We start from the raw sequence: 23984 nt of genomic DNA, 5'->3' as shown, positions 1-23984 counted from the left end.
CGGCAGAGACACATGTTGAGAGGGCGGCTCGGCTCACTGGTTCGCGCGGCAGCATTCATTTTCGGCGGATTTGCTATTGCGGCCTGCCAGAGTTCTTCGCTTGGCACAATTCCAGGGCAAGCGATTGCGCCTGGTGCGCAACCACAAGTAACCGGCGACGTGGTTGGGACAGGTTCTGTCCGAGTTGGTCTTCTCTTGCCAATGACGGGCGGCGGCAGCGCGACATCGATCGCGACGGTGTTCCGCAATTCGGCCGAGCTCGCTCTTGCCAACTTCCCGAACGCGGACGTACAGCTTCTGGTCAAGGACACGGCCGGCACCGCAGAAGGTGGGCGCGCAGCAGCACAAGCTGCGATTGGCGAAGGCGCAGAGCTGATCCTCGGCCCGGTTTTTTCACCGGCGGTCAAAGGGGCTGCAGCAGTTTCAAAATCATCCGGCATTCCGATGGTCGCGTTTTCTACTGACACATCGGCAGCTTCGCGCGGTGTCTATCTGTTGAGCTTTCTGCCAGAAGGAGATGTCCGGCGGATCATCAGCTACGCAGGCAGCCAGAACAAACGCTCCTTTGCAGCCATTTTACCGAATGACTCCTACGGTGCGGTTGTCGAAGCAGCGTTCCGCCAGGAGGTTGGCCGTGTAGGCGGACGGATTGTCTCCATCCAAAGATACAGCTTGAGTGGCAGCGATACAACCGATCTGGTAGCTAAGACAAATGCGCTCGCCTCAAATATTGGCCAGGTTGATGCGCTGTTCATTCCAGCCGGCGGCGGAGTTGCGCCCCTCGTGGTGCAGACACTGACCCAGCGCGGCACAAATCTTGGTCAGGTGAAGTTCCTGGGCACCGGCCAATGGGATACGCCGCAAATGCGCTCGAACCCAATTATGGCGGGCAGTTGGTACTCCGGGCCGGATGACACCGGCTTCAAATCCTTCGCCCAGCGCTATCAATCGCGCTTCGGATCTCCCCCGCCACGCAACGCGACGCTGGCCTATGACGGCGTTACGCTGGCGGCGGGTTTGGTCCGCTCTGCAGGGCAGCAGCGCTTTGACCTCAGCATCTTGACCAATCAGGATGGCTTCATCGGGATCGACGGTCTGTTCCGCTTCCGCCGCAATGGCGAGAACCAGCGCGGGCTTGCAATTTATCAGCTTACCGGAAGCGGCGCGCAAATCGTTTCGCCCGCCCCACGTGATTTCAGATCAGGTTCGTAAGTCTTCCCAAACAACACATAGACAGGATGGAGGCTTGCGATGCTGGCAGGAAAAACCATTGTTCTGATCATCAGCGGTGGTATCGCGGCCTATAAATCGCTCGATCTGATCCGACGCCTGCGCGAACGCAAAGCCCGCGTGCGCGTCGTGATGACTAAAGGTGCGCAGCAATTCATTACCCCTTTGGCGGCAGGGGCATTGAGTGCGGACAAGGTCTACACCGAACTCTTTGACCGCGAGGCCGAACAGGACGTCGGGCACATTCGTCTGGCAAGAGAGTGCGACCTCATTCTCGTTGCCCCGGCAACAGCCGATATGATGGCCAAAATGGTGCATGGCATCGCAGATGATCTCGCAACCGCTATTCTGCTGGCCACTGACAAACCAGTGCTTCTGGCTCCGGCCATGAACCCCAGTATGTGGGGCAATCCGGCAACACAGAGAAATCAGGCAACTCTTTCCTCTGACGGCAAACATTTCGTTGGTCCAAAACGAGGGGAAATGGCCGAGAGCGGAGAAGCCGGCATTGGGCGCATGGCGGAGCCGCTTGAAATCGCGCAAGAAGTCGGAGAGATCTTAGCAGGCAAGGCGGTGAGTGGCACTCCGATCGACAAGCCGTTGTCCGGACGTCGCGTGGTCATCACCTCAGGTCCAACCCATGAGCCCATCGACCCCGTGCGCTATATTGCCAACCGATCTTCGGGGAAGCAGGGCCATGCAATTGCCCAGGCGGCAGCGGAAGCGGGCGCTGATGTCATCCTCGTCTCGGGTCCGGTAACCATTCCCGATCCGCAAGGCATCACGGTTGTTCATGTGGAAACGGCGAAAGCCATGCTGCAAGCGGTGAAAAACGCCCTTCCTGCCGACATTGCAATCATGGCGGCAGCCGTAGCCGATTGGGGTGTGGCCGCAGAGGACGGCCACAAGATTAAAAAAGACGGCAGTGGCAAACCGCCGGCGCTGGACCTCATTGAAAACCCCGATATTCTGGCAACCATTGGTCACAACGACACGCTGCGCCCGATGCTCTTGATCGGCTTTGCCGCAGAAACCCAAAATTTATTAGAAAACGCCACTTCAAAACTGACCCGGAAACGCGCCGACTGGATCGTTGCAAACAATGTGAGTGCGGAAGGCGGGATCATGGGCGGCGACAAAAACACCGTCCGAATCGTGTCATCTGAGGGCGTCGAAGATTGGCCGCAACTCGACAAGACGGAGGTTGCCGGCCGCCTCGTCGAGAAAATCGCCGCGTTTTTCAATTCACCCCCGCACTAAATCGGTAATAACTCATGCTCAACGTGCCATGGTCATAACTGCGGTGCAAAAGCCGAGGTGTAGCATGGTCGCCTCCCGCACCCATGGCGAAAAATACAGGCAAGAGGTGCTCTTCAGTCGGATGTGCCCGCCTGAAATGCGGGGCGGTTTCCATATCGTCAAACGCGTAAATTTTACCTAACGCCATCTTCTCATCAAGCCACGCGTCAAACTCTAGTACCCAGTCGGGCGGCGGCGTCCCCTCGGGTTTTATTTCGCTCAAGTTGTGGGTGGTACTGCCCGACCCTATGAGCAGAATGCCCTGATTCCCAAGAGGATGAAGCGCCTTTCCGAGTGCTTGGATGCTTCGCGGCGTGCTGTCATGCGGCAGAGACAAAGCCACAATCGGGACTTCGGGGGCCGGGAACGTGAGTGATAGCGGGACCCAAGCGCCGTGGTCTAAGCCCCAGCTTGCGTCTTCCTCAAATGCGATACCTGCTTCATTCAATTGTTTTGCGACCGCGTCAACAAGCGATTGTTCGGCGACAGCATCATATTGGATGTTGTGGAGCTCTTGAGAGAAGCCGCGGAAATCATGGATTGTTTTGAGAGGCCCGGGTGCGGAAATCTTTTGGCCAGCCGTTTCCCAATGCGGCGACAGAATAACGATGCCTCTTGGTGCAACAGATTTCGGTCCGAGTTCCCGCAGAAAACGATGCGCTGGGATATCGCGTATCGCAAGTGTTGGTGCTCCATGTGCCAGAAACAAAGGGTCTAAAGATTTGGTAGCTGATGTCACGACAGGCTCCTTGGACAGATTGGCGGCAACGCCCATCCTGTCCAAATGGCCCTACACGCCCCGTCTTGGAATACAAAAAACCGGAAACTTATCGTTCACAATTATCGAACAAATCTCGATATTTCAGAAAATTTGTCTATCAGAGGCGGCTCGCCGCCTCTGAACTCTGACCTGTTATGTCTCAGGGATACCCAACGTTGATCAACTGAACCCGCCGGTTCACCTCGGCATCCGGGTTAGCCGGGTCTCTCAGCTGCTCCTCTCCTAACCCCACAGCTTCCAGCGTTTCCGGCGGGACACGGAATGTCGTCACCAGAGCTTCGCGGATGGCCTCAGCCCGCCGTTGGGAGAGCTCAAGATTATACTCGCGTTTTCCCTTGGCGTCTGTGTGTCCCACAACAAAGAAAAGCTGCCCCATGAGGTAAGGAGTGTGAAGCGCATCGGCCATGAGCCCAATGGTTTCATAGGATTCCGGCTTGATGCGAGCGCTGTCGAAATCAAATGTCACCTCGACATTGAATTGCCGAAGTTGGGCGAGCTTCGCCGACAACGGCAGCACTTCCGTCGAATTATCACCAGGATACTTGTTGATGTGTTCAATCGCCTGGCGGCGCAGCTCGTCAGCGCTGATCTCAACCTTGGTCTGGGCACCCTGCAAAGAGTTGATGATCTGGTTCCGGGACAATTCTGTCTGCGCGGTGCCCATCGCCGTCATTGCGAATGTTGCGGCTCCAAAAACAGCCAGTGAAAGGGTCTTTCTCATGGAAGGCTCCTAGTTGAATGGGACCTAGCGGTAACCTGCAAGGTCGATCGCCTCATTGCACTTGTTGCTGACAGATGGCTGAGCCTTCAAAAGGCATCTCAACACGTGGCCAGCACCCGGCTTGACCAGTTTGCAATACTGTTGAGCATCCCGGTCGCAGAGTTTTGGAGCCGCAGCCTGCGCCGCGAGCCGTTCCTGGATCAAGGCAGTTACACGTACACGATCTGCGTTGCACTGAGCTGAAATCTTCGACTGGTTTTGTTCCAGACACTGGCCTATTTCATTGTTGCCCAGATTGGCATTCTTGCAGTGTGCCTCAATGTCTTTCCCACAACTCACGCTCAAGATTTTAATTGCATCCGCAAACCCGACGGTTTGGGCGGACGCTGTGGTGATTCCAGCCGCCATCATTATGGCAGCAACCGCAAAAAGTATTCGTGTCACGCTGCTATTCTCCCTGCATTGCAACTTGCAAACGTACCGGCGGTGCCGACACCCGAACACTGACGCAAGGTCAATAATCACGCAAGCTCGAATCGCATGCGCGCGGACTTGACATGCTGTCTAGAAGGAAGATCAGTGCGCAAAACAACAATTGGAATGAATACCATGGCAGTGGAACTGGAATTCAAGAAGCTTACGCATGCGGCTGATCTGCCGCTGCCCGCCTATCAGACAAACCTCGCGGCTGGTTTCGACCTGACGTCCGCAAATAAGGCACCAATCGAACTCGCCACCGGCCAGAGAGCGCTGATCCCGACCGGTCTTGCCATGGCTCTCCCGGCTGGTTTTGAAGCACAGGTTCGCCCGCGATCTGGACTGGCGGCCAAACACGGCGTTACCGTTCTGAACACACCGGGCACGATTGATGCGGATTACAGGGGAGAGATCCAGGTAATTCTGATCAATCACGGTGAAGAACCATTTATTGTGGAGCGCGGCATGCGGATCGCACAAATGGTTATTGCGCCTGTTGTCCAGGCGATCATTCTTGAAGTCGATGCCTTGCCGGAAACCGCGCGTGGATCGGGCGGCTTTGGGTCGACAGGCAGATAAACTTGGGACAGAATTCTATAAGTCTTCGATCTTTTGAGTCTTCATAGAATTTCATTCTACAATGCCGGATATTTCCTTAAGACTGTCTCTTAAACCCGGAAAAACCCCGCATTATGTTAGTGCATCGAAAACTGAACTTGGCGATTTGCCGGAGGAACTGTCATGAGTGAGCGCAAACCTGGGCGCGGGCGGATATACGGATCAATTACCGAGACCATAGGAGACACACCGATCGTCCGGCTCGACCGGCTGGCGCATGAACACGGTGTGAAAGCCCACCTTCTGGCCAAGCTCGAGTTCTTCAACCCGATTGCGAGCGTCAAAGACCGGATTGGCGTCTCCATGATCGAGGCAATGGAAGAGGCCGGAACGATCTCTCCGGACAAATCTGTCCTGATAGAGCCAACATCGGGCAACACCGGAATTGCTTTGGCCTTTGTTGCCGCCGCCAAAGGCTATCGCCTGGTGCTCGTGATGCCTGAAACCATGTCCGTCGAACGGCGCAAAATGTTTAAAATCCTGGGCGCAGAGCTTGAATTGACCGACGGCTCCAAGGGCATGAAAGGCGCCATTGCCCGCGCCGAGCAACTCGCCGGTGAAATCGAAGGCGGCGTCATCCCGCAACAGTTCGAAAATCCAGCCAACCCGGCCATTCACCGGCGCACAACCGCTGAAGAAATCTGGAACGACACTGAAGGTCAGGTTGATGTCTTTGTTTCAGGAATCGGGACCGGCGGTACAATCACCGGGGTTTCCCAGGTTCTGAAGGCAAAAAAGCCGGATCTGCATGTGGTTGCAGTAGAGCCTGCAGACAGTCCGATCCTTTCTGGCGGCAACCCGGGCCCCCACAAGATCCAGGGCATCGGCGCCGGGTTCGTGCCGGGGATTCTGGACACTAAGGTTTTTGACGAAGTGCAGACCATCAGCAATGACGATGCTTTCGCGATGGCGCGCGAGGTCGCGAAAACCGAAGGCGTACCAGTCGGCATTTCGTCAGGCGCTGCGCTGACAGCCGCAATTCGGGTCGGACAACGAGATGAGATGGCCGGCAAGACGATTGTGGTGATCATTCCATCTTTCGCAGAGCGCTATCTCTCGACAGCGCTCTTCGAGGGCCTTTAGTCCGAGCTTAAAGCCGTTTGATCATTTTCGTTGCCGACGAAAATCCGAAAATGTGTTTGAGGATGCCTATCGTTTCCACACCGGCATCCTCAAATCCCTTGCGATGATAAAGCGCCCGGGCCCTTGGATTGGTGTCAATAACGTCCAGCCGAACCGATTTGCTGTGTCTGCTGTCCGCCTCGGCGCAGATCGCATCGAGCAGTTTCGAGCCAATACCCTGGCCCCGCGCCTGTTCAGACACAAAGATGCCGTCCATCAGCAACTCGCCGACTTTGAGATCACGCTCTAAAAAATCTAGCAACAGGCCGCGCCACGTTCCACCAAAGGCGCCGTAAACTGCGCACATGTCTTCCAAGGAGCCCTTTGCAAAACCGCCACCGTTGGTCTTGTATCCTGCCAATCCGAGAAGCGTTCCGTCTGGCGCCTCCGCCCGGATCGCAAACTGCGGATCTAAAATGCGTTCGATAAGACACAAGGCCTTGGTGTCAGGCGCCAAAATTTTTCCCAGTTTCCCCGAGAACGCGTGCCAAAACATCAAGGCAGCGGTTTTAGGCTGACTTTTTGAGAACCCCGGCAGAATTCGAAATCCCGCGTGTTGCGCCGACAAGTCGGGGCTATCTGACAACGACCGCCGTTCCCGTTGCGCTCACCATTAACATTGAGCCATTCTGACCGACCGTCTCATAGTCTAGGTCAACACCAATAACGGCATTGCCGCCAAGTACTTGTGCTCGCTCTTGCATCTCTGACATGGCAATCTGGCGAGCCTTTGCCAGCTCTTCCTCGTAAGCCGCCGAGCGGCCGCCTACGATATCCCGGATCCCCGCAAAAAGATCCCGAAAGATGTTTGCGCCAAGAATTGCCTCTCCAGTTACAACACCTTTGTAATCGGTAATTTCCTTGCCCTGAAGTGTGTGTGTGGTCGATACGAGCATGTGATGCGCCTCCGATTGTCCGGCTATGACAGTGGGGAGGCGCACAAGTGCTTTCAAGCTGCATCAGCTCTCAAAGTAGTGCCGTGCTTAATGACACATCAGCGCTTCATCAAAAAAAGCCGATCAGTGAACGTCGAGAAAACCAATGATCTGGCGAACGTCCTTCAGCACAGGCTCTGCTATTTCGGAAGCCCTTTCGGAACCTGACTTCAGGACCGCATCTATCTCGGTAGGATCATCCGTAAGCCGCCGCATCTCGTCCGTCATCGGCGAAAGCTTTTCCACTGCAAGATCCGACAGAGCCGGCTTGAACGCGGAAAACTGCTGGCCGCCATATTCCTTCAAAACATCCTGTTTCGACACTCCGGTCAACGCGGCATAGATGCCGACGAGATTGTCGGCCTCTGGGCGGCCCTCAAGACCACCGGTTTCGGTCGGCAGTGCATCCGGATCGGTCTTTGCCTTTTTGATTTTCTTCGAGATGGCGTCTGCATCATCCGTCAGATTGATCCGCGACAAATCCGATGGATCGGACTTCGACATTTTTTTAGTGCCGTCCCGTAGGGACATGATCCGGGTGGCGGGGCCGGCTATCATCGGCTCGGTCAGCGGAAAATAGAGATTTTCTGGCAATTCAGGCGATGGGGTAGGGTTAGGTACGCCGATTCCCAGCTCCGTGATCCGGTCCGCAAAATCATTGTTGAACTTGGCAGCAATATCGCGCGTCAGCTCTAGGTGCTGCTTCTGATCGTCTCCCACCGGCACGTGAGTTGCGCGATAGGCAAGAATGTCAGCAGCCATCAGGTTGGGGTAGGCAAACAAACCAACGGAGGCATTTTCCTTGTTCTTGCCAGCCTTTTCCTTGAATTGGGTCATCCGGTTGAGCCAGCCCATCCGCGCCACGCAATTGAAGATCCATGCAAGCTCGGCATGCTCACGCACCTGGGATTGATTGAAAATGATCGACTTTTTCGGATCGATCCCAGCGGCAATGTAAGCCGCAGTGACTTCGCGGGTCGCACTTGCAAGCTCGCCCGCTGCAGAAAAGCCGGCCGTAATCGCATGCAAATCCACAACGCAGAAAATCGTTTCCATCTGGTCCTGCAAGGGCACCCAGCGCGAAACCGCACCGAGATAGTTGCCCAGATGGAGATTGCCGGTCGGCTGCACGCCGGAGAAAACGCGGTTGTGGAACGCGGACATTAAGTTTCCCTTTATTCGCAAGGCCGGTTGGACGGGCCCCCATGGGTTATTGGTGGCGCCGGTGATAGGCAGGCCCAAGCGCGAATGCAAGAGTTTCGAACACCTCTTTATGCGTTGCTGGTTACCTGTTGCGCCGCTTCAACGATCTGGCATGAGAAATGAGGTCACTGCCGCCAGAAAGCTGAACGCAGAACGCAAAAACCAGCATTCCGATCAGAACGAGGCAGAGCAATGCAGGTGCGTTCGTCAAGAAACCCTTATGCGCCAAGTAAGGCTGGAGCCAAATCGCAGCAAAATGAATAGCAGCGCCCATTGCGAGGCTAGACGCGAGCACCAAACTCAGTTTCCGCATCAACCGCCCGGTCGGAGCAAAGTGACCCCGGCGCCACAGAACGACAATCAGCAGGCCGGTGTTCACCCAACCGGCGATCGTGGTCGCAAGCGCAATGCCAACATGCTGAAGCGCAGGAAACAGTGCAATCGACAGCGCCACGTTTACAACCATGCCGATCGCCGCAAATATCATCGGAGTCTTCGTGTCCTCGCGCGCAAAATAGCCTGGCGAGAATACCTTGTTGAGCACAAAGGCCGGCAAGCCGAACGCAAACGCCGCGAGAGCAGCTGCCGTTCCGTTGACCGCTAGCTCGCCAAATTCGCCGCGCTCGAACAAAACCCTGACGATTTCGTGCGGCACCACAGCAAGCGCCACAGCGGCCGGCAATGTCAGAACCAGCGAAAACTCAAGCGCATTGTTGAGACTACGCTGATAATCATCATGGGCACCGGAGCGGAGTTGCCGCGTCAGGCTTGGCAATAGGACCACACCGATTGCTATTCCGATCACACCAAGTGGCAATTGATAAAGCCTATCGGCGTAATAAAGCATCGAATTCGCGCCCGCTTGCATTGACGCGATGATCTGCCCGACGGCGACGTTGATTTGCGTCACGCCACCGGCCAGGATGCCGGGAATTCCAAGAAAGAGCAGGCGTTTGGCCGACTTGGTGTAGCGTGGCTTGAAAACAGGAATGGAAAAGCCGAGGCGCCTGAGGTCCAAAACGACGACAGTAAGTTGAACAATACCGCCGAAAGTGACGCCCGCGGTCAAAATTATGCCCAGTGTCGTGTTGTCCTGAACACCAAACACAAGCACGGCCCCAAGAACCATGCTCATGACCACATTCAGCATCACAGGGGCCAAGGCTGCAGCTGCAAACCGCTGATAGGTATTCAGAATTCCGCCGATATATGCCAGCAATGACATGAAAATCAGATAGGGAAATGCGATCCGCGCCATCATGACGGTGAGATCGAATTTTTCGGGATCGTCCACAAAGCCCGGCGCCAGCGCCCAGACGACAGCCGGCATGAAAATCTGCGCCAGAGCGGTCAGCACCAGCAGGCAAAACAAAAGTGCAGACCCGATTTCACCGGCAAATTTCCGGGCGCCTGCATCCCCCTCCTCTTCAACCGCACGGCCAAACAACGGAATGAAGGCCGAGTTAAATGCGCCTTCCGCGAACAAACGGCGGAACAGGTTGGGCAGACGGAAGGCGACCACGAAGGCATCAGCTACCGGCCCGGTACCCACAGCGGCTGCGAGTAAGAGGTCGCGCACAAAACCGAGCATACGGCTTGCCATAGTTGCGCCACCGACCGTGGCAAAGTGCTTCAATAGGCTCATTTAGACCTGCAAGAACCGTGGCCGACAGGCGGCCAGGTGAGGGGTGAACTTCGCTTTTTAGGAGGCCTGACGCGCGACCGGTGCTGCCGGACTCATGTCCACATAGCCGTCGACAGCAGCTGCCAAACGCTCTCGAATAATCTCCTGCCGACCGATATTGGCAATTTTCTGCCCGGTCAAATCAGTCACGTAAAAAACATCAACCACCCGCTCTCCAAAGGTTGAGATATGCGCTGATGCAATGTTCAAATTGAGAGTAGCGATCGACCGTGTCAGATCATACAGCAACCCTGGCCGATCAAGCCCTGAGATTTCGAGTACCGTGTATTCGTCCGACCACGAATTGTGCACCAGAACCTCCGGTTCCACCTTGAAGGCTTTCATCCGCCCCTTGAGGGCGGTCTTCTTGGAAACCGGTTCCGGTTGACCGGTCTCACCGGCGAGCGTTTTTTCAATCACTTCCGTGATCCGCTGGCCCCGGCGTCTTTCATCACTGTCATCTGGCAGCTCACGGCTGATGAAGATCGTGTCGATCGCGAAACCATCAGTCGTTGTGTCAATTTGCGCATCGACGATGTTGGCCCCCGTTATGTGGCAAGCGCCGGCGACAATCGACAGGAGTCGCGGATGGTCCGGTGCCAAAACGGTCACTTCCGTCACCGCCTCAAACTCGTGTGGCGTGACTTCAAATGCGAGTCTGTCTCCGGAAGTATCTGCTTTGCGGATCATTTCCGCATGGGCCAGGCGCCTATCGGGCGCAACCCGCAACCAATAGGCAGCATAGTGCCGGTCGACATATTCTTCGCGCTTGTCTTCCGGCCAATGGTGCAGTTGCCCGGCAAGTTCCTGTTTTGCATGCTCGATCGTCTGCCGTCGCGGCACTTTCGTATGCCCGCCGGTCAAATGCGGTTCGCATTCGTAATAAAGGGTCCGCAAAAGCTGCCCTTTCCAGCCGTTAAATACCCCTGGCCCGACGGCCCGGATGTCAGCAACCGTTAGAATCAGAAGCAATTTCAGCCGTTCCATCGACTGCACGACATGGGCGAAATCCGTGATCGTTTTTTGATCGGAGAGATCGCGGGATTGGGCGATCGTGCTCATGTCCAAGTGATGCTCGATCAGCCAGGCAACAGTTTCTGTTTCGGCACCATTCAATCCAAAGCGCGGACAGATCTTGCGCGCAATCCGGGCACCTGCAATTGAATGGTCCTCAGGGCGGCCTTTTGCAATGTCATGCAAAAACATTGCGACATACAATACGCGACGGTTTTGCAGTGTGCGAATGAGCTCCGTAGCAAGCGGGTGATCGTCCCCGCCGTCTCCGCGTTCGATTTCAGCCAAGACGCCAATGGAGCGGATCAGATGCTCATCCACCGTATAGTGATGATACATATTGAACTGCATCATCGCGACGACCTTGCCGAATTCGGGGACGAAGCGGCCTAGAACACCCGTCTCATTCATCTTGCGGAGTGTCTTTTCAGGGGTGTGACGGGATGTCAGCACCGTCAGGAACAGCCGGTTCGCCTCCGGATCTGAGCGCAGGGTCCCGTCAATCAGTCTCAGTGATCGACGGATCAACTTAGTCATGTGAGGATGCAAATTGATGCCGAGCTTGTCTGCAATTTGAAAAACTCGCAGAAGATTGGCCGGATCGTTTTCAAAGACGGTGTCAGATGTGACATTTAAGCGACCATTCTCGACCACAAAGCCGGTCGCACCATCCACCGGTTTGACACGTCCATTGCCAAAACCGGGACGCAGGCGGCGCACAAGGCCAGTTAACCCGGTTTCTCTTGCGTCCTTCACATGCTCTTCTTCAAGCGCTGCACACAAAATGCGGGTCAAATCCCCCACATCCTTGGCCACAAGGAAATAATGCTTCATGAAGCGTTCAACATCCTTCATTCCAGGATGTTGAGTGTAGCCGAGCAGAATTGCGATTTCCCTTTGAACGTCAAAGGACAAGCGCTCTTCCGGACGGCCGGTGAGGAAATGCAGATGACACCTTACTGCCCATAAGAAGTCTTCCGACTTCATGAACCTTTGGTATTCCGAGCGGGACAGGACGCCCTTCTTAACAAGCTCAGCCTGACTGCGGACCTGAAAATGGTATTTCGCTATCCAAAACAGGGTATTGAGATCCCGCAGTCCGCCTTTACCCTCTTTGATGTTGGGTTCGACCAAATATCTCGATGTCCCCTGGCGCCGGTGCCGCTCATCGCGTTCTTTCAACTTCGCTGCAATGAAATCTGAACTGGTGCCCGCCACAACGTCTTTGCAGAAACGCTCGACGAGCTCCTCATAGAGCGGCTCATCGCCCCAGATGTACCGCGCCTCGAGAACGGCGGTGCGGATCGTCATGTCCGACCGAGACAGGCGCACACACTCTTCGATATTGCGGGTAGCATGCCCGACCTTCAAACCAAGGTCCCAGAGCATGTAAAGAATATACTCAACAATCTGCTCGCCCCACGGGGTCTGCTTGTAGGGAAGCAGGAACAGAAGGTCGACGTCAGATCCCGGCGCTAACGTTCCACGCCCATATCCGCCGACGGCGACGACGGACAAACGTTCCGCGGCAGACGGATTCTTAATCCGATAGACATGATAGAAAGCAAAGTCATAGATGACCCGGATGAGCTCGTCCTGAAGAAAGGACAGGCGCCACGCGCATTTCAGACCACCGCCATCCGCCTCAAGACGCTTCCTCACTTCAGCCCGGCCGTCTTTCATGGCCTTTTTCAAGGCATTGAGAACCTTCGCGCGCGTTTTTGCGTCAGACCCGTCCCCCTCCGCGGCACTGGTAAATCCAGTCAACTCTTTGCGCAATGCATCTGCATCAATGATGCCCGCGATGTCCTCTTGAGTTAGTCTCATGAAACCTGCCGGATTTGCTTGCCGCTGCTCCTGCTTGTTTAGCAGGCCAAGTTATAAGAGGCACACCATAATGAGCCGTAAAGCGGTTAAGGCCAACCAGGCCAATTCCTAGATACGGTCCTTCACCGCTGCAACCCGAAGCTGGTGTAGCAGATGCGCAAGGGATTCTTGTGATAACCCGCCGATTTTATCGGCCAGCTGATTGGCAAGTTCCGTCGCCTTCGGATCCATGCCGGACGTATCGATCGTGATTTTCGGATCAGACAGTTCCGCCAACCGCTGTATTTCTTCCGCTTCGTCCCAAATTACATTGAAATAGGAAATGATCCGCTGGACCAAAAACCATGTCGGCTTGCCTCTCTTGCCGTGTTCCAGCGCTGAAAGATAAGCGCTAGAAACCGACAATGCAGCCGCCATTTCCTTTAACGACACGCCGCGCTTGGCACGAAGTTCCCTGATTTTTGCTCCAAGTGGTGTCACTGCCCTCTCACCTTCGTCTTCTTATCCGCACGTAAAGGGCGCCGCCGCCACCATGGGTCACATGCGCTTCTTCATATCCAAGCACTAGCGAGCGCATATCCGGCATCGAAAGCCATTGGGGCACCACGCGCCTCAAAACACCCCGTTCATTCATAAATGCGTCCCGCGCGCCACCCTTGCCTGTGATGACAAGCACCGTCTTGTGGCCCCGTGCCTGAGCTTCATACAAAAAGCCACGCAGACGATCATGCGCTTGGTGCTGTGTCATGCCATGCAAATCGATACGCGCATCGATCCGAACCACGCCGCGCACCAGTTTCTTGCGATGTTTGTGCTCAAGACGCTGCAACGGTGGCTGGGACGGCGTGCGTTTTTCCTGTTTCGGGGTTCGGATTGCGGTATCGGTCTTTTGCGGCTCTGCTGTGCTTGATTTGTCTGTTTCAAGAAGATCGTTAAAGCTGACCTCCGGCACCGTCTTGTCTTTCGACAGTGGTGTCAACGTCTTGGCAACCATTGCCCAAAGCTCCCGGTCCTCGGGGGACAACTGGCCTTTTCGTCTGTTTTTTCCAGAGCTCATTGCCCACTGCTCTTTTGCAGTAAAGAGCGCGGGACAAGAACCGTAAACACGGACGGATGCCGGATTTCGCCGGCAATCGCACCAGCCTGATCGCCCGAGCCTACAAAAAGGTCACCCCGGCCAGCGCCTTTGATCGCAGAGCCAGTGTCCAGAGCCATTACCAAGCGGGAAAAAGGGCGCCCGTTGCCTATGGCTTGCAGATCGCTCGATAGAAAAACCGGCAATCCAAGGGGATAGTGCTGCGGATCGACAGCCAAACTTCGCCCTGCATGGAGCGGGACACCGGCCGACCCGATCGGACCTTCGTCTGGCGATGCCAGAATGACTTCGCGAAAAAAGATGTGCGAACGGTTTTCACGAAACAATCGGTCGCGTTCTTCAGGATGCCTCTCCAGCCATGCTCTCAAACCCGACATGGTCAATTGCTCGGGTGTTCCCGCACCGCGCTCAACGAGTACGCGGGCAATCGATCGATAGGGATGACCAGTCTTTCCGGCATATCCAACCCGCATAACGCCGCCATCGTGAAGGCGAAGCCGTGCAGATCCCTGCACATGAACGAAAAACGCATCAATAGGATCGTCCAGCCAGACAAGTTCCAAACCGAGACCGTCCAAAGCGCCGTCCATGATCTGACCGCGATCAGGCGCTTCAACCACGCCTTTAGTTGTCCTCATGCCATGCGTGAGCGGCTCTTGCCAGCCGGGCGGACGGGTCGATTCATCTATTCTGATGAGATTTTCCGGCGCTCTGTAGAGCGGATAGGAAAAACGATCCGTTGATCTGCGCGATGCGGGGAGTTCCGGCTCAAAATACCCGGTCAGGAAGCCGCTTTGCTTAAGTTGGAACGGCTGAAACGCGCGTTCGAAAAAGGTCTTTGCGCTTTCGGCGGGTCGTTTTTCATCCAGCGCCGCGCAAACTTCTTTTTTTATGGAGCGGCCTGTGCCGGTGGCTGGATTTGCACACAAGTGCTGCAAGACGATCAAAGCTGCCTGATGGTCGTCAAGATCCCAGCCAGCCAGCTGGCCGAAGGTAATCTCGCGGGCATCTTGTTGCAGGTCAGCAAGCATAGATCCCGCGTCATCCCCTATTTGCGTGTCACCCGAAAGGGCCGGGTGCCACAATAACAAAACAAGTGCGAGCGCAAGCGTTCCTGCGATCGGTCGCACAAGGTTTACCCCTTGTTATTCGGCGGATTCCGTTGCCACGAGCTTCCAGTTCGGATCCCGGGTCGATGTGTCACGGGCAAAGGTCCACACATCAACAACTTCGGTTACCTTGTTCGGATCACCTTCGATAACTTCGCCGGACTTGTCACGGGTTGCGGAGATCAACTGGCTCTGCACTTTCACAGTCACCTGGGCTGTCGTGCCTTTCATGGCGGCCTCGACGATTTCGGCCTTGTCGATCCCCACAAAGGTAGATTCGATCACTTCGTCGCGCTTCTCACGGTCTGCAATTGCGCTGACAAAGCCATCGTAGACTTCCTTGGACAGCAGCATTTTCAACGTCTTTCGGTCACCTTCGGCAAAAGCAGTCACGATCATCTCGTAGGCCGCCTTGGCGCCTTGCAAGAATTCCTGCGGCTCGAAACTGCGATCAGCCGATAGAATTTGCTTCAACGAGTCATTCAAAGCTGAACCCGCCGGCGCGACCTTTTCGATGACTACATCGTCGTTTTCCGGCCGCACGGGCACATCGGACATGTTTTGCGACGATGACTGACCCGGCAAGGGAATTACATTATCGTCCCCCGGCTGCTCGCCGTTTTGCGAATCAGGCCTGTCAGACTTTGAATACGGGTCGAACGGCGGACGTTCGTTCCCGGTTCTTTTACCAAGAACCGAGCGCAGCCGGAAAATGATGAATACAGCCAGCGCCAGAAAGATAATGTTATAAACGTCGAAAATTTCGTTCATTTTGTTATTCCGGCATTTGTGACTGGGCCATTCGGATCAGGCGATGTGTCATGGACACCGCCCACTGTATATCCGGTTCGCTCGTGTTTCTACATATGTAAGGCGTCCTTGAACCAGCATCCAGACCAGAGAGCAAGAAGGTTTTTGCCATAAACAGATCTTGGGGAATGTTCTCGCAATTCGGCTCAGGAATACTTAGGTTCTAACCAAGAAGCAGATTTAGCAGACAAGCGGAGTTTTCGTGGCACTTTTCGTCATCGCCGGTATCCTGATTTTACCACTGATCGAGATTGCAGTTTTTATTGCCGTTGGCGAGGCTATCGGGATCCTGCCGACGATCCTCTTGACCATACTGACCGCTGTTGCCGGGTCGCTTATGCTCCGCCAGCAAGGCCTTTCTTTGGTAACGCGCATGCAAAACGAGTTGAATTCCGGGCGCGTTCCGGCAGATGACATCATGCATGGCGCGCTAATGGTCTTGGCAAGCCTGTTGCTTCTAATCCCGGGCTTTGTCACCGATGCCGTTGGTCTTTTGTTGTTTATTCCCGGCGTGCGGGCCGCAATCGCCAGGTTCATCGTCGCGCGGTCAAATGTTGTTATCGTTGAAAACGGCAGGGCACGTCGGCGGGATCCGAACGTAGTGGATCTGGATGAGGGCGATTGGTCGGCCGAAACGCATAAGAGCGACGCTACCGATCCGGCAGACGGCCAAAAGAAGATCAGCCCCTGGACAGATGCTGATGAAAAATCGTGAAACAACAGACCGCACAGATATCATTCTCGGTCACCCGATTGTGACCGGCAGGTTCGTCTTTCGCTTTCAATACCCTCGGTAATTAACACAATATACGCCGTTTTCGGCTTACACTGCAGGGATCAATTGCAGTACGAGGCCTGCGTGCAAAATTCCTTTAAGCTTTCCCGCGTCGATTGGGTCGATACCGCAAAAGGCATCTGTATCGTGTTTGTGGTCATGATGCATTGCGTGCTGGGGGTGGAGGCGGCGGCCGGCGAGACCGGATGGATGCACGCCATTGTCGCCTTCGCGGCCCCCTTCAGAATGCCCGACTTTTTTCTGATTTCCGGACTTTTCCTGGCCAACGTCATTACCCGTGACTGGAAACTGTATCTCGACCGGAAGGTCGTTCACTTCGCTTATTTTTATGCGCTCTGGATGACCATCCAGTTCGCCATCAAAGCGCCGGTCTTTGCCGGTGACATGGGCTGGGCCGGTGCGCTGCAATTCTATCTGATCAGTTTCGTTCAGCCCTTCGGCACGCTTTGGTTCATCTACATGCTGCCGATCTTCTTTGTTATCTGCAAAATCGCCCATGACCGGGGTGTGCCGTGGCAACTGATGCTGGCAGTTGGCGCTGCGCTACAGATTGCCCCCATCCATACAGGCTGGCTTCTGGTTGATGAGTTCGCTTCGCGGTTCGTCTATTTCTATGCGGGTTACATCTTCGCACCGAAAATCTTCGAGCTTGCCGAGTGGGCCCGCGAGCGGATTTCCCTCAGCCTCGCCCTGCTGGGTCTTTGGGGTGTCGCGAATGGCACCCTTGTGTATCTTGGCTGGGCCGCGCTCCCGGTCGTCTCTTTAGCGCTGGGCGCGGCTGGGGCAGGTGCGATCATCCTTACCAGCGCCCTCATCGTCAAAGCCGGTCACATGGATTTCCTGCGCCGCTTCGGCGAAAACTCGATTGTCATCTATTTGGCGTTTTTCTTCCCAATGGGCGTGGCGCGGATCGTCCTCTTGAAGCTCGGCGTTCTTGATACCGGCACCGTGTCCCTTCTTGTAACCGTCATTGCGGTGATCAGCCCGATGATCCTCTACTGGATGATCCGGAAAACAGGCTTTGGCGGGTTCTTGTTCAGGCGGCCGCAAAGGGCCTATCTCGGCGGGACTTTTGGCCGGAAACAAGCGCCACAGGCGGCCGAGTAGGGCGATCGCTGCACAAACTAGAGCGCTAACAAACGCTCTTAACCGTGGCCCGCCTTCGCTTTTGCTGGCTTGGAAAATAGTGCTGCGGAACGCGAAAAAGATTCTTCAACTAGTTTCTTCGCAAACTCTGCCTGCGCAGATGAAGGGCTATTTCTGTTGTTTGCGAGGCTTCTAGCTATCTTAACAGTCTGAATTTCCACTGTTTTTACGCCAGATCTACTAGATTTTTGGATTCGACCCGACATCATGCTCTCCATTTGTTTTCCCATAAATATCGTGATTTGCGTTAACAAGACAACCTATATCTGCTCCTGAAACCTCTAGAACAACAGCGATGGTTTCGGCTGCATGCATTAGAAATTCAGTTAATGATGCTTCTGCAAATCGATCTTCAATGTCGCTAGTGACGACCAATACGCCGTATGGGTCGCAATCATCATCTTCTGATATTGAGATTGGCACGCTAGCGAACGATACATACGCGATGTTATCATAATGTAGCTGTTTTGAACCTCGGGCCCTGCACAGCTGAGCGACCGAATCATCATTGGCATCGCCTGTGAAGATGGGGCGCCTATCTATGAACGCCTTTCCAACATGACCTTCGCCGGGCACCCAGTCTCTACCGAGTCCGAGAGACGGATGACTGCTCGATTTTCGGCGCCATACCGACTTCAGTATTCGCGCGTCTTTTTGATGAAAATAAACGCTAACGTTCCATTTTTCAGAGATTTTGAAACCAAATATCATGTCTCCCTGTAGGTAAATTGGGGACAAAATCTCATCTAAAACCTCGTTAAAATAAATATGATCGATCCCATTATTCTTTATTTCCTGTATATACTTTACTGACATTGCCCTGTAAGAGAATGAGGCAATATTTTTTAAATATAAATTGTTTACAATTGATTTTAATTCACTCGCCTCATTGTTGAGGTCGAGTATCAATGAGTCATCATTTTGTTTTTGCAACAGGAGTCTGTGGATATCACTATAGTTAGGATGCGATTTCCACCAAGATAAAATCCAAAAAACGACTAAAATGACCCAAAGAGCTATAACTAACCAATGACTTAAATCCCAAAGATATCCGGTTGAGGCGCTTAAAACAGCGAGTGAAACTGGTAATACGACCTGCAGCAAGGCAATTGACGCAGTATGATTCTGGGCTTGGCGACTAAATATTTTCGCAAATTCATGTTTGAAAACATCGCTCACAACTTATTCTCACATTCTAAGCTCGTACAAGGACCCGCAACACAACCAATCTATAGCATGTTGATCAAGCCAGAACTCACCAACTTATTGGCTCTTTTTTTCATTGCGGGCTTTCATAGATGACGCTCAACCGTCAATATCCGCGCCATGTCGACACAAAAATCTGCCTCCGCCCTCACCGCTGATGACCACCTGATCCTGGTTGACGGCTCCACCTTTATCTTCCGCGCCTATCACGCGCTGCCGCCGCTGACGCGCAAGTCGGATGGCTTGCCGGTGGGCGCCGTTTCGGGCTTTTGCAATATGCTGTGGAAGCTGCTGCAGGAAGGCCTGACCCCGGAAGAGGGCGACGAGCCGACCCATTTCGCGGTGATCTTCGACCACTCGGCGCAGACGTTCCGGAACGAGATCTATTCGGACTACAAGGCGCAGCGGCCGGAGCCGCCGGAAGATCTGGTGCCGCAGTTCGGCCTGATCCGGCAGGCGACCCGCGCCTTTTCCGTCCACTGCATCGAGCAGGAAGGCTTTGAGGCCGACGACCTGATCGCGACCTATGCGCGCCAGGCGGCAGCGCAGGGCGCACGCGTGACCATCGTCTCCGGTGACAAGGACCTCATGCAGCTGATCGGACCGAAGGTCGGCATGATCGACACCATGAAGAACAAGACCTTCGGCGAAGCGGAAGTCTTTGAAAAATTTGGTGTCGGCCCGGACAAGGTGATCGAGGTCCAGTCGCTGGCCGGGGACAGTGTCGACAACGTGCCCGGCGTACCCGGGATCGGCCTGAAGACGGCCGCCCTCCTGATCGAGGAATTCGGCGATCTGGAAACCCTGCTCGCTCAAGCCGACACGATCAAACAGAAAAAGCGTCGGGAGAACCTGATCGAGTTCGCCGAACAGGCGCGGATCTCCAGGCAGCTTGTCACCTTGAAGGACGACGTGCCGGTTGACGTGCCCGTCGGCAACTTGTCGGTGACGGAGATCGACGGACCGAAGGCAGTCGGTTTCCTGAAAGCCATGAGCTTCACCACGCTGACCAAACGCGTGGCGGAGACCACGGGTGCGGACCTTGCCAATATCGAACCGGAGGATTTCGACGTTCCGGGTTGGGACGTTCCCGATCACAAGGGACGGCAGGCGGAGCGTTCCGGAAGCAGCGGCGGCAGCACTGAAGGCTCAACACCCTCCGGAGCGGGCGCAGCGGCCCCTGATGGCATCATGACACCGCAATCGCTGGCCAATGCCAGGGCGGAAGCGGCGCGCAATACCACCATTGATACCAGCGCCTATGAAACCGTGATGTCCACCGGCAGGCTGAAAGAGTGGGTCGCGGAGGCCTACGAGACCGGCTTTGTGGCGTTTGACACCGAAACCACCTCGCTCGATGCCATGCAGGCCGAACTCGTCGGCCTGTCGCTTGCCACTGCACCCGGCAAGGCCTGCTACGTGCCGCTCGCCCATGTGGACGGGGAGGGCGATCTTCTGGGCGGCGGTGCGCTGGTCGAGGGCCAGATCCCGCTAAAAGAAGCGATCGAAATCCTCAAGCCCATGCTTGAAGATCCGGCGGTTTTGAAGATCGCGCAAAACCTCAAGTATGACTGGCTCGTCATGACCCGCTACGGGGTGGATTTAGCCCCGTACGATGACACCATGCTGCTGTCCTACACGGTCGATGCAGGCAAAGGCGGCAACGGCATGGACGAACTCTCGGAGCGCTGGCTCGGCCACAAGCCGATCCCGTTCAAGGAGATCTGCGGCTCCGGCAAGTCGATGATCACCTTCGACAAGGTGGTGATCGACAAGGCCACGGCCTATGCGGCGGAGGATGCCGACGTCACACTACGCCTTTGGCAGGTGCTCAAGCCCCGTCTGGCGTCGGACCGGATGGCGACCGTCTACGAGACACTGGAACGGCCGATGGTGCCCGTCCTGGCGCGCATGGAACAGCGCGGCATTTCCGTCGACCGGCAGATGCTGTCACGCCTTTCCGGAGACTTCGCGCAAGGCATGGCCGGGCTGGAAGCAGAAATTCACGACCTGGCCGGCGAAACTTTCAACATCGGCTCGCCCAAGCAGCTTGGCGACATTCTGTTCGGCAAGATGGGCCTGCCCGGCGGCAAGAAGACCAAGACCGGCGCCTGGTCCACTTCCGCCTCCGTTCTGGAAGACCTTGCGGCGGAAGGCCACGAGCTGCCCTCGAAAATCGTGGAGTGGCGCCAGCTTTCCAAGCTGAAATCGACCTATTCCGACGCGCTGCCCGAGTACATTCACCCGGAGACGAAACGCGTCCACACGTCCTATGCCCTTGCGGCCACAACCACCGGGCGCCTGTCCTCCTCGGAGCCGAACCTTCAGAACATTCCGGTACGCACCGCTGCTGGGCGCAAGATCCGCAAGGCCTTCGTGGCGGAGAAGGGCCACAAGCTGATTTCTGCGGATTACAGCCAGATCGAGCTGCGCGTGCTGGCGCATATGGCGGATATTCCGCAGCTGAAAAAGGCGTTCGAAGACGGGTTCGACATCCACGCCATGACGGCCTCTGAAATGTTCGGCACGCCGATCGAGGGCATGGACCCGATGGTCCGGCGGCAGGCCAAGGCGATCAACTTCGGCATCATTTACGGCATTTCCGCCTTTGGCCTAGCCAACCAGCTGGGCATCTCGCGCGGGGAGGCAGGCGACTACATCAAGACCTATTTCGAGCGCTTTCCCGGCATCAAGGACTATATGGAAGCGACCAAGAAACAGGTGCATGCCAACGGCTATGTTACCACGATCTTCGGCCGCAAGGCGCATTATCCTGATGTGAACACCAAGAACCCAAACATGCGCTCCTTTTATGAGCGCGCCGCGATCAACGCCCCGATCCAGGGGTCTGCCTCCGACATCCTGCGCCGGGCCATGGTGCGCATGGAAGACCGGCTTCAGTCATCGAAACTGGATGCGCAGATGCTGCTACAGGTGCATGACGAGTTGATTTTCGAGGTGCCAGAGCCCCAAGTCGAGGACACGATCCCGGTGATCCGGCAGGTGATGGAAAACGCCTGCGACCCGGCCCTCAAACTCTCCGTCCCGCTCCAGGTCGATGCCCGCGCCGCTGACAACTGGGACGAAGCGCATTAGGCAAGCATAACCGTACGGATCCTTGCGGCATTTCTGCTTTTAGGTAAATTTGCCGGAATGCGGGCAGTCTGACCGGGTTTGCCACCCCAGCCTGCGCTCCGGGACCAGCACCGAAGAGCATACTCCGTGCGTTTTTGGTGCAAAACAAAGAGCAATCATTCGCATTCAACACAGCACTTGCCGCTTCGCTTAAAGTGTGATGAAAATAAATTACACTTATTAATTGAGAGCACGATGGTCAGCCGGGTCACAACACTTGCCTTTCACGGCATCGAAGCCGTTCCGGTTGACGTTCAGGTGCAAGTCGGGCCGGGCATGGTGGCTTTCACGATTGTCGGCCTGCCGGACAAGGCCGTTGCAGAAAGCCGCGAGCGCGTGCGCGCTGCCTTGCATGCCTCCGGCCTCGCCCTTCCGGCAAAACGGGTAACAGTAAACCTCGCCCCCGCCGACCTGCCCAAGGAAGGCTCTCACTACGACCTGCCGATTGCCCTCGGCGTTATGGCCGCGATTGGCGCCATTCCAGCAGATATCTTGTCGGACTACGCGGTCCTGGGCGAGCTTGGCCTCGACGGATCGGTGGCGGAGGTCAGCGGGGTTCTTCCTGCAGCTGTCGGGGCGAATGCGCTCGGAAAGGGGCTGATTTGCCCGGCCGCCAGCGGCGGAGAGGCCGCCTGGGCCGACAGCGAGATGGACATCCTGGCCCCGGTTTCGCTGATCCAGCTCGCCAACCACTTCAAGGGTACACAGGTGCTCTCCCGCCCGGCTCCGAAGTTGCAGACCGCACCAGACAGCCTTCCCGACCTAAAGGATGTCCGCGGGCAGGAAAGCGCCAAGCGCGCGTTGGAGATTGCCGCCGCCGGTGGGCACAACCTGCTGATGACTGGTCCGCCTGGCGCCGGGAAATCCATGCTGGCCAGCCGATTGCCGTCCATCCTGCCGCCGCTTCAGCCGAAGGAACTGCTCGAAGTCTCCATGATCGCCTCGCTCGCAGGTGAGTTGGCAGACGGGCGCCTCACAGACCGGAGGCCCTTCCGCGCACCACATCATTCGGCCTCCATGGCCGCTCTGGTCGGGGGTGGCATGCGTGCAAGACCGGGTGAAGTTTCTCTGGCCCATAACGGCGTATTGTTCTTGGACGAATTGCCCGAATTCAATCCCCAAGTGCTCGACAGCCTGCGTCAACCGCTGGAGACCGGCGAGGCGGTGATTGCCCGCGCCAACCACCGGGTCACCTATCCCGCGCGCATCCAGTTCATCGCGGCGATGAACCCGTGCCGCTGCGGACATGCGGGCGAACCCGGGCATAAATGCCGGCGTGGCGAGCGGTGCGCGAGCGAGTATCAGGCCCGGATCTCCGGACCGCTGCTGGACCGGATCGATATCCGGATCGACGTTCCGGCGGTCAGCGCTATGGATCTTATCGGCCAATCCGACAACGAGCCGTCCGGAAAGGTTGCGGTCAGGGTCTCAAAAGCCCGGCAGATACAGCGCGAGCGATATTTGAACCTTGGATTGCCGGGAACAACGAATGCCAATGCGCCCGCATCCACAATCGAAACCGTGACCCGGCCGGATGCGGCCGGGATGGGGTTTTTACGTGAAGCCGCTGAAAAACTTGCCCTAAGCGCTCGGGGATATCATAGGGTTCTAAAACTCGCACGGACTCTCGCAGACCTTGACGGCAAGGACAGTGTCGCGCGCATACATCTGGCAGAAGCTTTGAGCTACCGGGGAAAAGATCTTGCACGTCAAGCGGCTTGAGGCACGCATATAAAAAAGATCTTTTAACCCAAAATCGGCAGACTTGGTTATGT

General features: G+C 55.8%; 21 protein-coding genes. 8 read left to right on the top strand and 13 right to left on the bottom strand.

Annotated elements, in window-relative coordinates; all coding sequences use genetic code 11:
- Positions 1-12 precede the first annotated feature (12 nt).
- Both JM93_RS16560 and coaBC read left to right on the top strand, forming a co-directional pair.
- A complete protein-coding gene (locus JM93_RS16560) occupies positions 13-1212 on the top strand; it encodes a penicillin-binding protein activator (protein WP_145345680.1) in 1200 nt (399 codons plus the stop codon).
- 39 nt (positions 1213-1251) lie between these two features.
- Complete coding sequence (gene coaBC / locus JM93_RS16555) at positions 1252-2490, top strand: bifunctional phosphopantothenoylcysteine decarboxylase/phosphopantothenate--cysteine ligase CoaBC (protein ID WP_145345678.1); 1239 nt, start codon at positions 1252-1254, stop codon at positions 2488-2490.
- On the opposite strand, the gene JM93_RS16550 is transcribed toward coaBC, so the two are convergent.
- The 3 genes from JM93_RS16550 to JM93_RS16540 all read right to left on the bottom strand — a co-directional run bounded on the left by JM93_RS16550 (position 2471) and on the right by JM93_RS16540 (position 4475).
- Positions 2471-3268 (bottom strand): DODA-type extradiol aromatic ring-opening family dioxygenase, encoded by a 798-nt coding sequence (locus tag JM93_RS16550; RefSeq protein WP_208995234.1) that lies wholly within the window; start codon positions 3266-3268, stop codon positions 2471-2473. The genes coaBC and JM93_RS16550 overlap by 20 nt on opposite strands.
- A 181-nt stretch (positions 3269-3449) precedes the next feature.
- Positions 3450-4031: an OmpA family protein gene (locus tag JM93_RS16545; protein ID WP_145345674.1), complete on the bottom strand. Its 582-nt coding sequence runs from the start codon at positions 4029-4031 to the stop codon at positions 3450-3452.
- Positions 4032-4055: 24 nt separating this feature from the next.
- On the bottom strand, positions 4056-4475 hold the full coding sequence (locus JM93_RS16540) for a hypothetical protein (protein WP_244300869.1): 420 nt from the start codon (positions 4473-4475) through the stop codon (positions 4056-4058).
- Between the two features lie 165 nt (positions 4476-4640).
- On the opposite strand from JM93_RS16540, the gene dut reads away from it, so the two are divergent.
- On the top strand, positions 4641-5087 hold the full coding sequence (gene dut, locus JM93_RS16535; protein ID WP_425280829.1) for a dUTP diphosphatase: 447 nt from the start codon (positions 4641-4643) through the stop codon (positions 5085-5087).
- Positions 5088-5249: 162 nt separating this feature from the next.
- Positions 5250-6209, top strand: a complete 960-nt coding sequence (gene cysK / locus JM93_RS16530) for a cysteine synthase A (RefSeq protein ID WP_145345671.1) — start codon at positions 5250-5252, stop codon at positions 6207-6209.
- A gap of 7 nt (positions 6210-6216) precedes the next feature.
- Here the strand turns inward: cysK and JM93_RS16525 are convergent, their stop codons facing one another.
- From JM93_RS16525 to JM93_RS16485, 9 genes are all read right to left on the bottom strand, one after another.
- Positions 6217-6705 carry a GNAT family N-acetyltransferase gene (locus tag JM93_RS16525; RefSeq protein ID WP_244300868.1) on the bottom strand — a complete coding sequence of 163 codons (489 nt, stop codon included), beginning with the start codon at positions 6703-6705 and terminating at the stop codon, positions 6217-6219.
- Between the two features lie 118 nt (positions 6706-6823).
- A complete protein-coding gene (locus JM93_RS16520; RefSeq protein WP_145345669.1) occupies positions 6824-7144 on the bottom strand; it encodes a heavy metal-binding domain-containing protein in 321 nt (106 codons plus the stop codon).
- Positions 7145-7267: 123 nt separating this feature from the next.
- Complete coding sequence (gene trpS, locus JM93_RS16515; protein WP_145345667.1) at positions 7268-8347, bottom strand: tryptophan--tRNA ligase; 1080 nt, start codon at positions 8345-8347, stop codon at positions 7268-7270.
- Positions 8348-8468: 121 nt separating this feature from the next.
- Positions 8469-10031 (bottom strand): murein biosynthesis integral membrane protein MurJ, encoded by a 1563-nt coding sequence (gene murJ / locus JM93_RS16510; protein ID WP_145345665.1) that lies wholly within the window; start codon positions 10029-10031, stop codon positions 8469-8471.
- A 57-nt stretch (positions 10032-10088) separates the two neighbouring features.
- Positions 10089-12911, bottom strand: a complete 2823-nt coding sequence (locus JM93_RS16505) for a [protein-PII] uridylyltransferase (RefSeq protein ID WP_145345663.1) — start codon at positions 12909-12911, stop codon at positions 10089-10091.
- Positions 12912-13019: 108 nt separating this feature from the next.
- A complete protein-coding gene (locus tag JM93_RS16500) occupies positions 13020-13391 on the bottom strand; it encodes a helix-turn-helix domain-containing protein (RefSeq protein ID WP_145345661.1) in 372 nt (123 codons plus the stop codon).
- A 7-nt stretch (positions 13392-13398) separates the two neighbouring features.
- Complete coding sequence (locus tag JM93_RS16495; RefSeq protein WP_145345659.1) at positions 13399-13968, bottom strand: Smr/MutS family protein; 570 nt, start codon at positions 13966-13968, stop codon at positions 13399-13401.
- The gene (mltA, locus tag JM93_RS16490; protein WP_208995233.1) at positions 13965-15137 is read right to left on the bottom strand and encodes a murein transglycosylase A; all 1173 of its coding nucleotides are present in this window, start codon (positions 15135-15137) and stop codon (positions 13965-13967) included. Before mltA ends, JM93_RS16495 begins: the two co-directional genes overlap by 4 nt.
- 15 nt (positions 15138-15152) lie before the next feature.
- A complete protein-coding gene (locus JM93_RS16485; RefSeq protein ID WP_145345657.1) occupies positions 15153-15887 on the bottom strand; it encodes a Tim44/TimA family putative adaptor protein in 735 nt (244 codons plus the stop codon).
- A gap of 241 nt (positions 15888-16128) precedes the next feature.
- Between JM93_RS16485 and JM93_RS16480 the strand changes: the two genes are divergently transcribed.
- Together JM93_RS16480 and JM93_RS16475 are read left to right on the top strand one after the other, a co-directional pair.
- Complete coding sequence (locus JM93_RS16480) at positions 16129-16641, top strand: FxsA family protein (RefSeq protein WP_145345655.1); 513 nt, start codon at positions 16129-16131, stop codon at positions 16639-16641.
- A 144-nt stretch (positions 16642-16785) separates the two neighbouring features.
- Positions 16786-17829, top strand: a complete 1044-nt coding sequence (locus JM93_RS16475) for an acyltransferase family protein (RefSeq protein ID WP_280114436.1) — start codon at positions 16786-16788, stop codon at positions 17827-17829.
- A gap of 219 nt (positions 17830-18048) precedes the next feature.
- On the opposite strand, the gene JM93_RS16470 is transcribed toward JM93_RS16475, so the two are convergent.
- A complete protein-coding gene (locus JM93_RS16470; protein ID WP_145345653.1) occupies positions 18049-19047 on the bottom strand; it encodes a GAF domain-containing protein in 999 nt (332 codons plus the stop codon).
- Between the two features lie 147 nt (positions 19048-19194).
- Here JM93_RS16470 and polA point away from each other — a divergent pair, with 147 nt between their 5' ends.
- Positions 19195-22170 carry a DNA polymerase I gene (polA, locus tag JM93_RS16465; protein WP_145345651.1) on the top strand — a complete coding sequence of 992 codons (2976 nt, stop codon included), beginning with the start codon at positions 19195-19197 and terminating at the stop codon, positions 22168-22170.
- Positions 22171-22404: 234 nt separating this feature from the next.
- The gene (locus JM93_RS16460) at positions 22405-23931 is read left to right on the top strand and encodes a YifB family Mg chelatase-like AAA ATPase (RefSeq protein WP_145345649.1); all 1527 of its coding nucleotides are present in this window, start codon (positions 22405-22407) and stop codon (positions 23929-23931) included.
- Positions 23932-23984: the final 53 nt, after the last annotated feature.

The organism is Roseibium hamelinense (assembly GCF_007830545.1).
Lineage (GTDB): Bacteria > Pseudomonadota > Alphaproteobacteria > Rhizobiales > Stappiaceae > Roseibium > Roseibium hamelinense.
The sequence above is the reverse complement of the archived record's forward strand: the minus strand, read 5'-3'. Positions and strand labels throughout refer to the sequence as shown.

Bases quoted from the DNA above. Each gene is read 5' to 3' on its own strand.
- JM93_RS16560 (WP_145345680.1), top strand. From the start codon at position 13: ATGTTGAGAGGGCGGCTCGGCTCACTGGTTCGCGCGGCAGCATTCATT.
- coaBC (WP_145345678.1), top strand. From the start codon at position 1,252: ATGCTGGCAGGAAAAACCATTGTTCTGATCATCAGCGGTGGTATCGCG.
- JM93_RS16545 (WP_145345674.1), bottom strand. From the start codon at position 4,031: ATGAGAAAGACCCTTTCACTGGCTGTTTTTGGAGCCGCAACATTCGCA.
- dut (WP_425280829.1), top strand. From the start codon at position 4,641: ATGGCAGTGGAACTGGAATTCAAGAAGCTTACGCATGCGGCTGATCTG.
- cysK (WP_145345671.1), top strand. From the start codon at position 5,250: ATGAGTGAGCGCAAACCTGGGCGCGGGCGGATATACGGATCAATTACC.
- JM93_RS16520 (WP_145345669.1), bottom strand. From the start codon at position 7,144: ATGCTCGTATCGACCACACACACACTTCAGGGCAAGGAAATTACCGAT.
- trpS (WP_145345667.1), bottom strand. From the start codon at position 8,347: ATGTCCGCGTTCCACAACCGCGTTTTCTCCGGCGTGCAGCCGACCGGC.
- murJ (WP_145345665.1), bottom strand. From the start codon at position 10,031: ATGAGCCTATTGAAGCACTTTGCCACGGTCGGTGGCGCAACTATGGCA.
- JM93_RS16505 (WP_145345663.1), bottom strand. From the start codon at position 12,911: ATGAGACTAACTCAAGAGGACATCGCGGGCATCATTGATGCAGATGCA.
- JM93_RS16495 (WP_145345659.1), bottom strand. From the start codon at position 13,968: ATGAGCTCTGGAAAAAACAGACGAAAAGGCCAGTTGTCCCCCGAGGAC.
- JM93_RS16485 (WP_145345657.1), bottom strand. From the start codon at position 15,887: ATGAACGAAATTTTCGACGTTTATAACATTATCTTTCTGGCGCTGGCT.
- polA (WP_145345651.1), top strand. From the start codon at position 19,195: ATGTCGACACAAAAATCTGCCTCCGCCCTCACCGCTGATGACCACCTG.
- JM93_RS16460 (WP_145345649.1), top strand. From the start codon at position 22,405: ATGGTCAGCCGGGTCACAACACTTGCCTTTCACGGCATCGAAGCCGTT.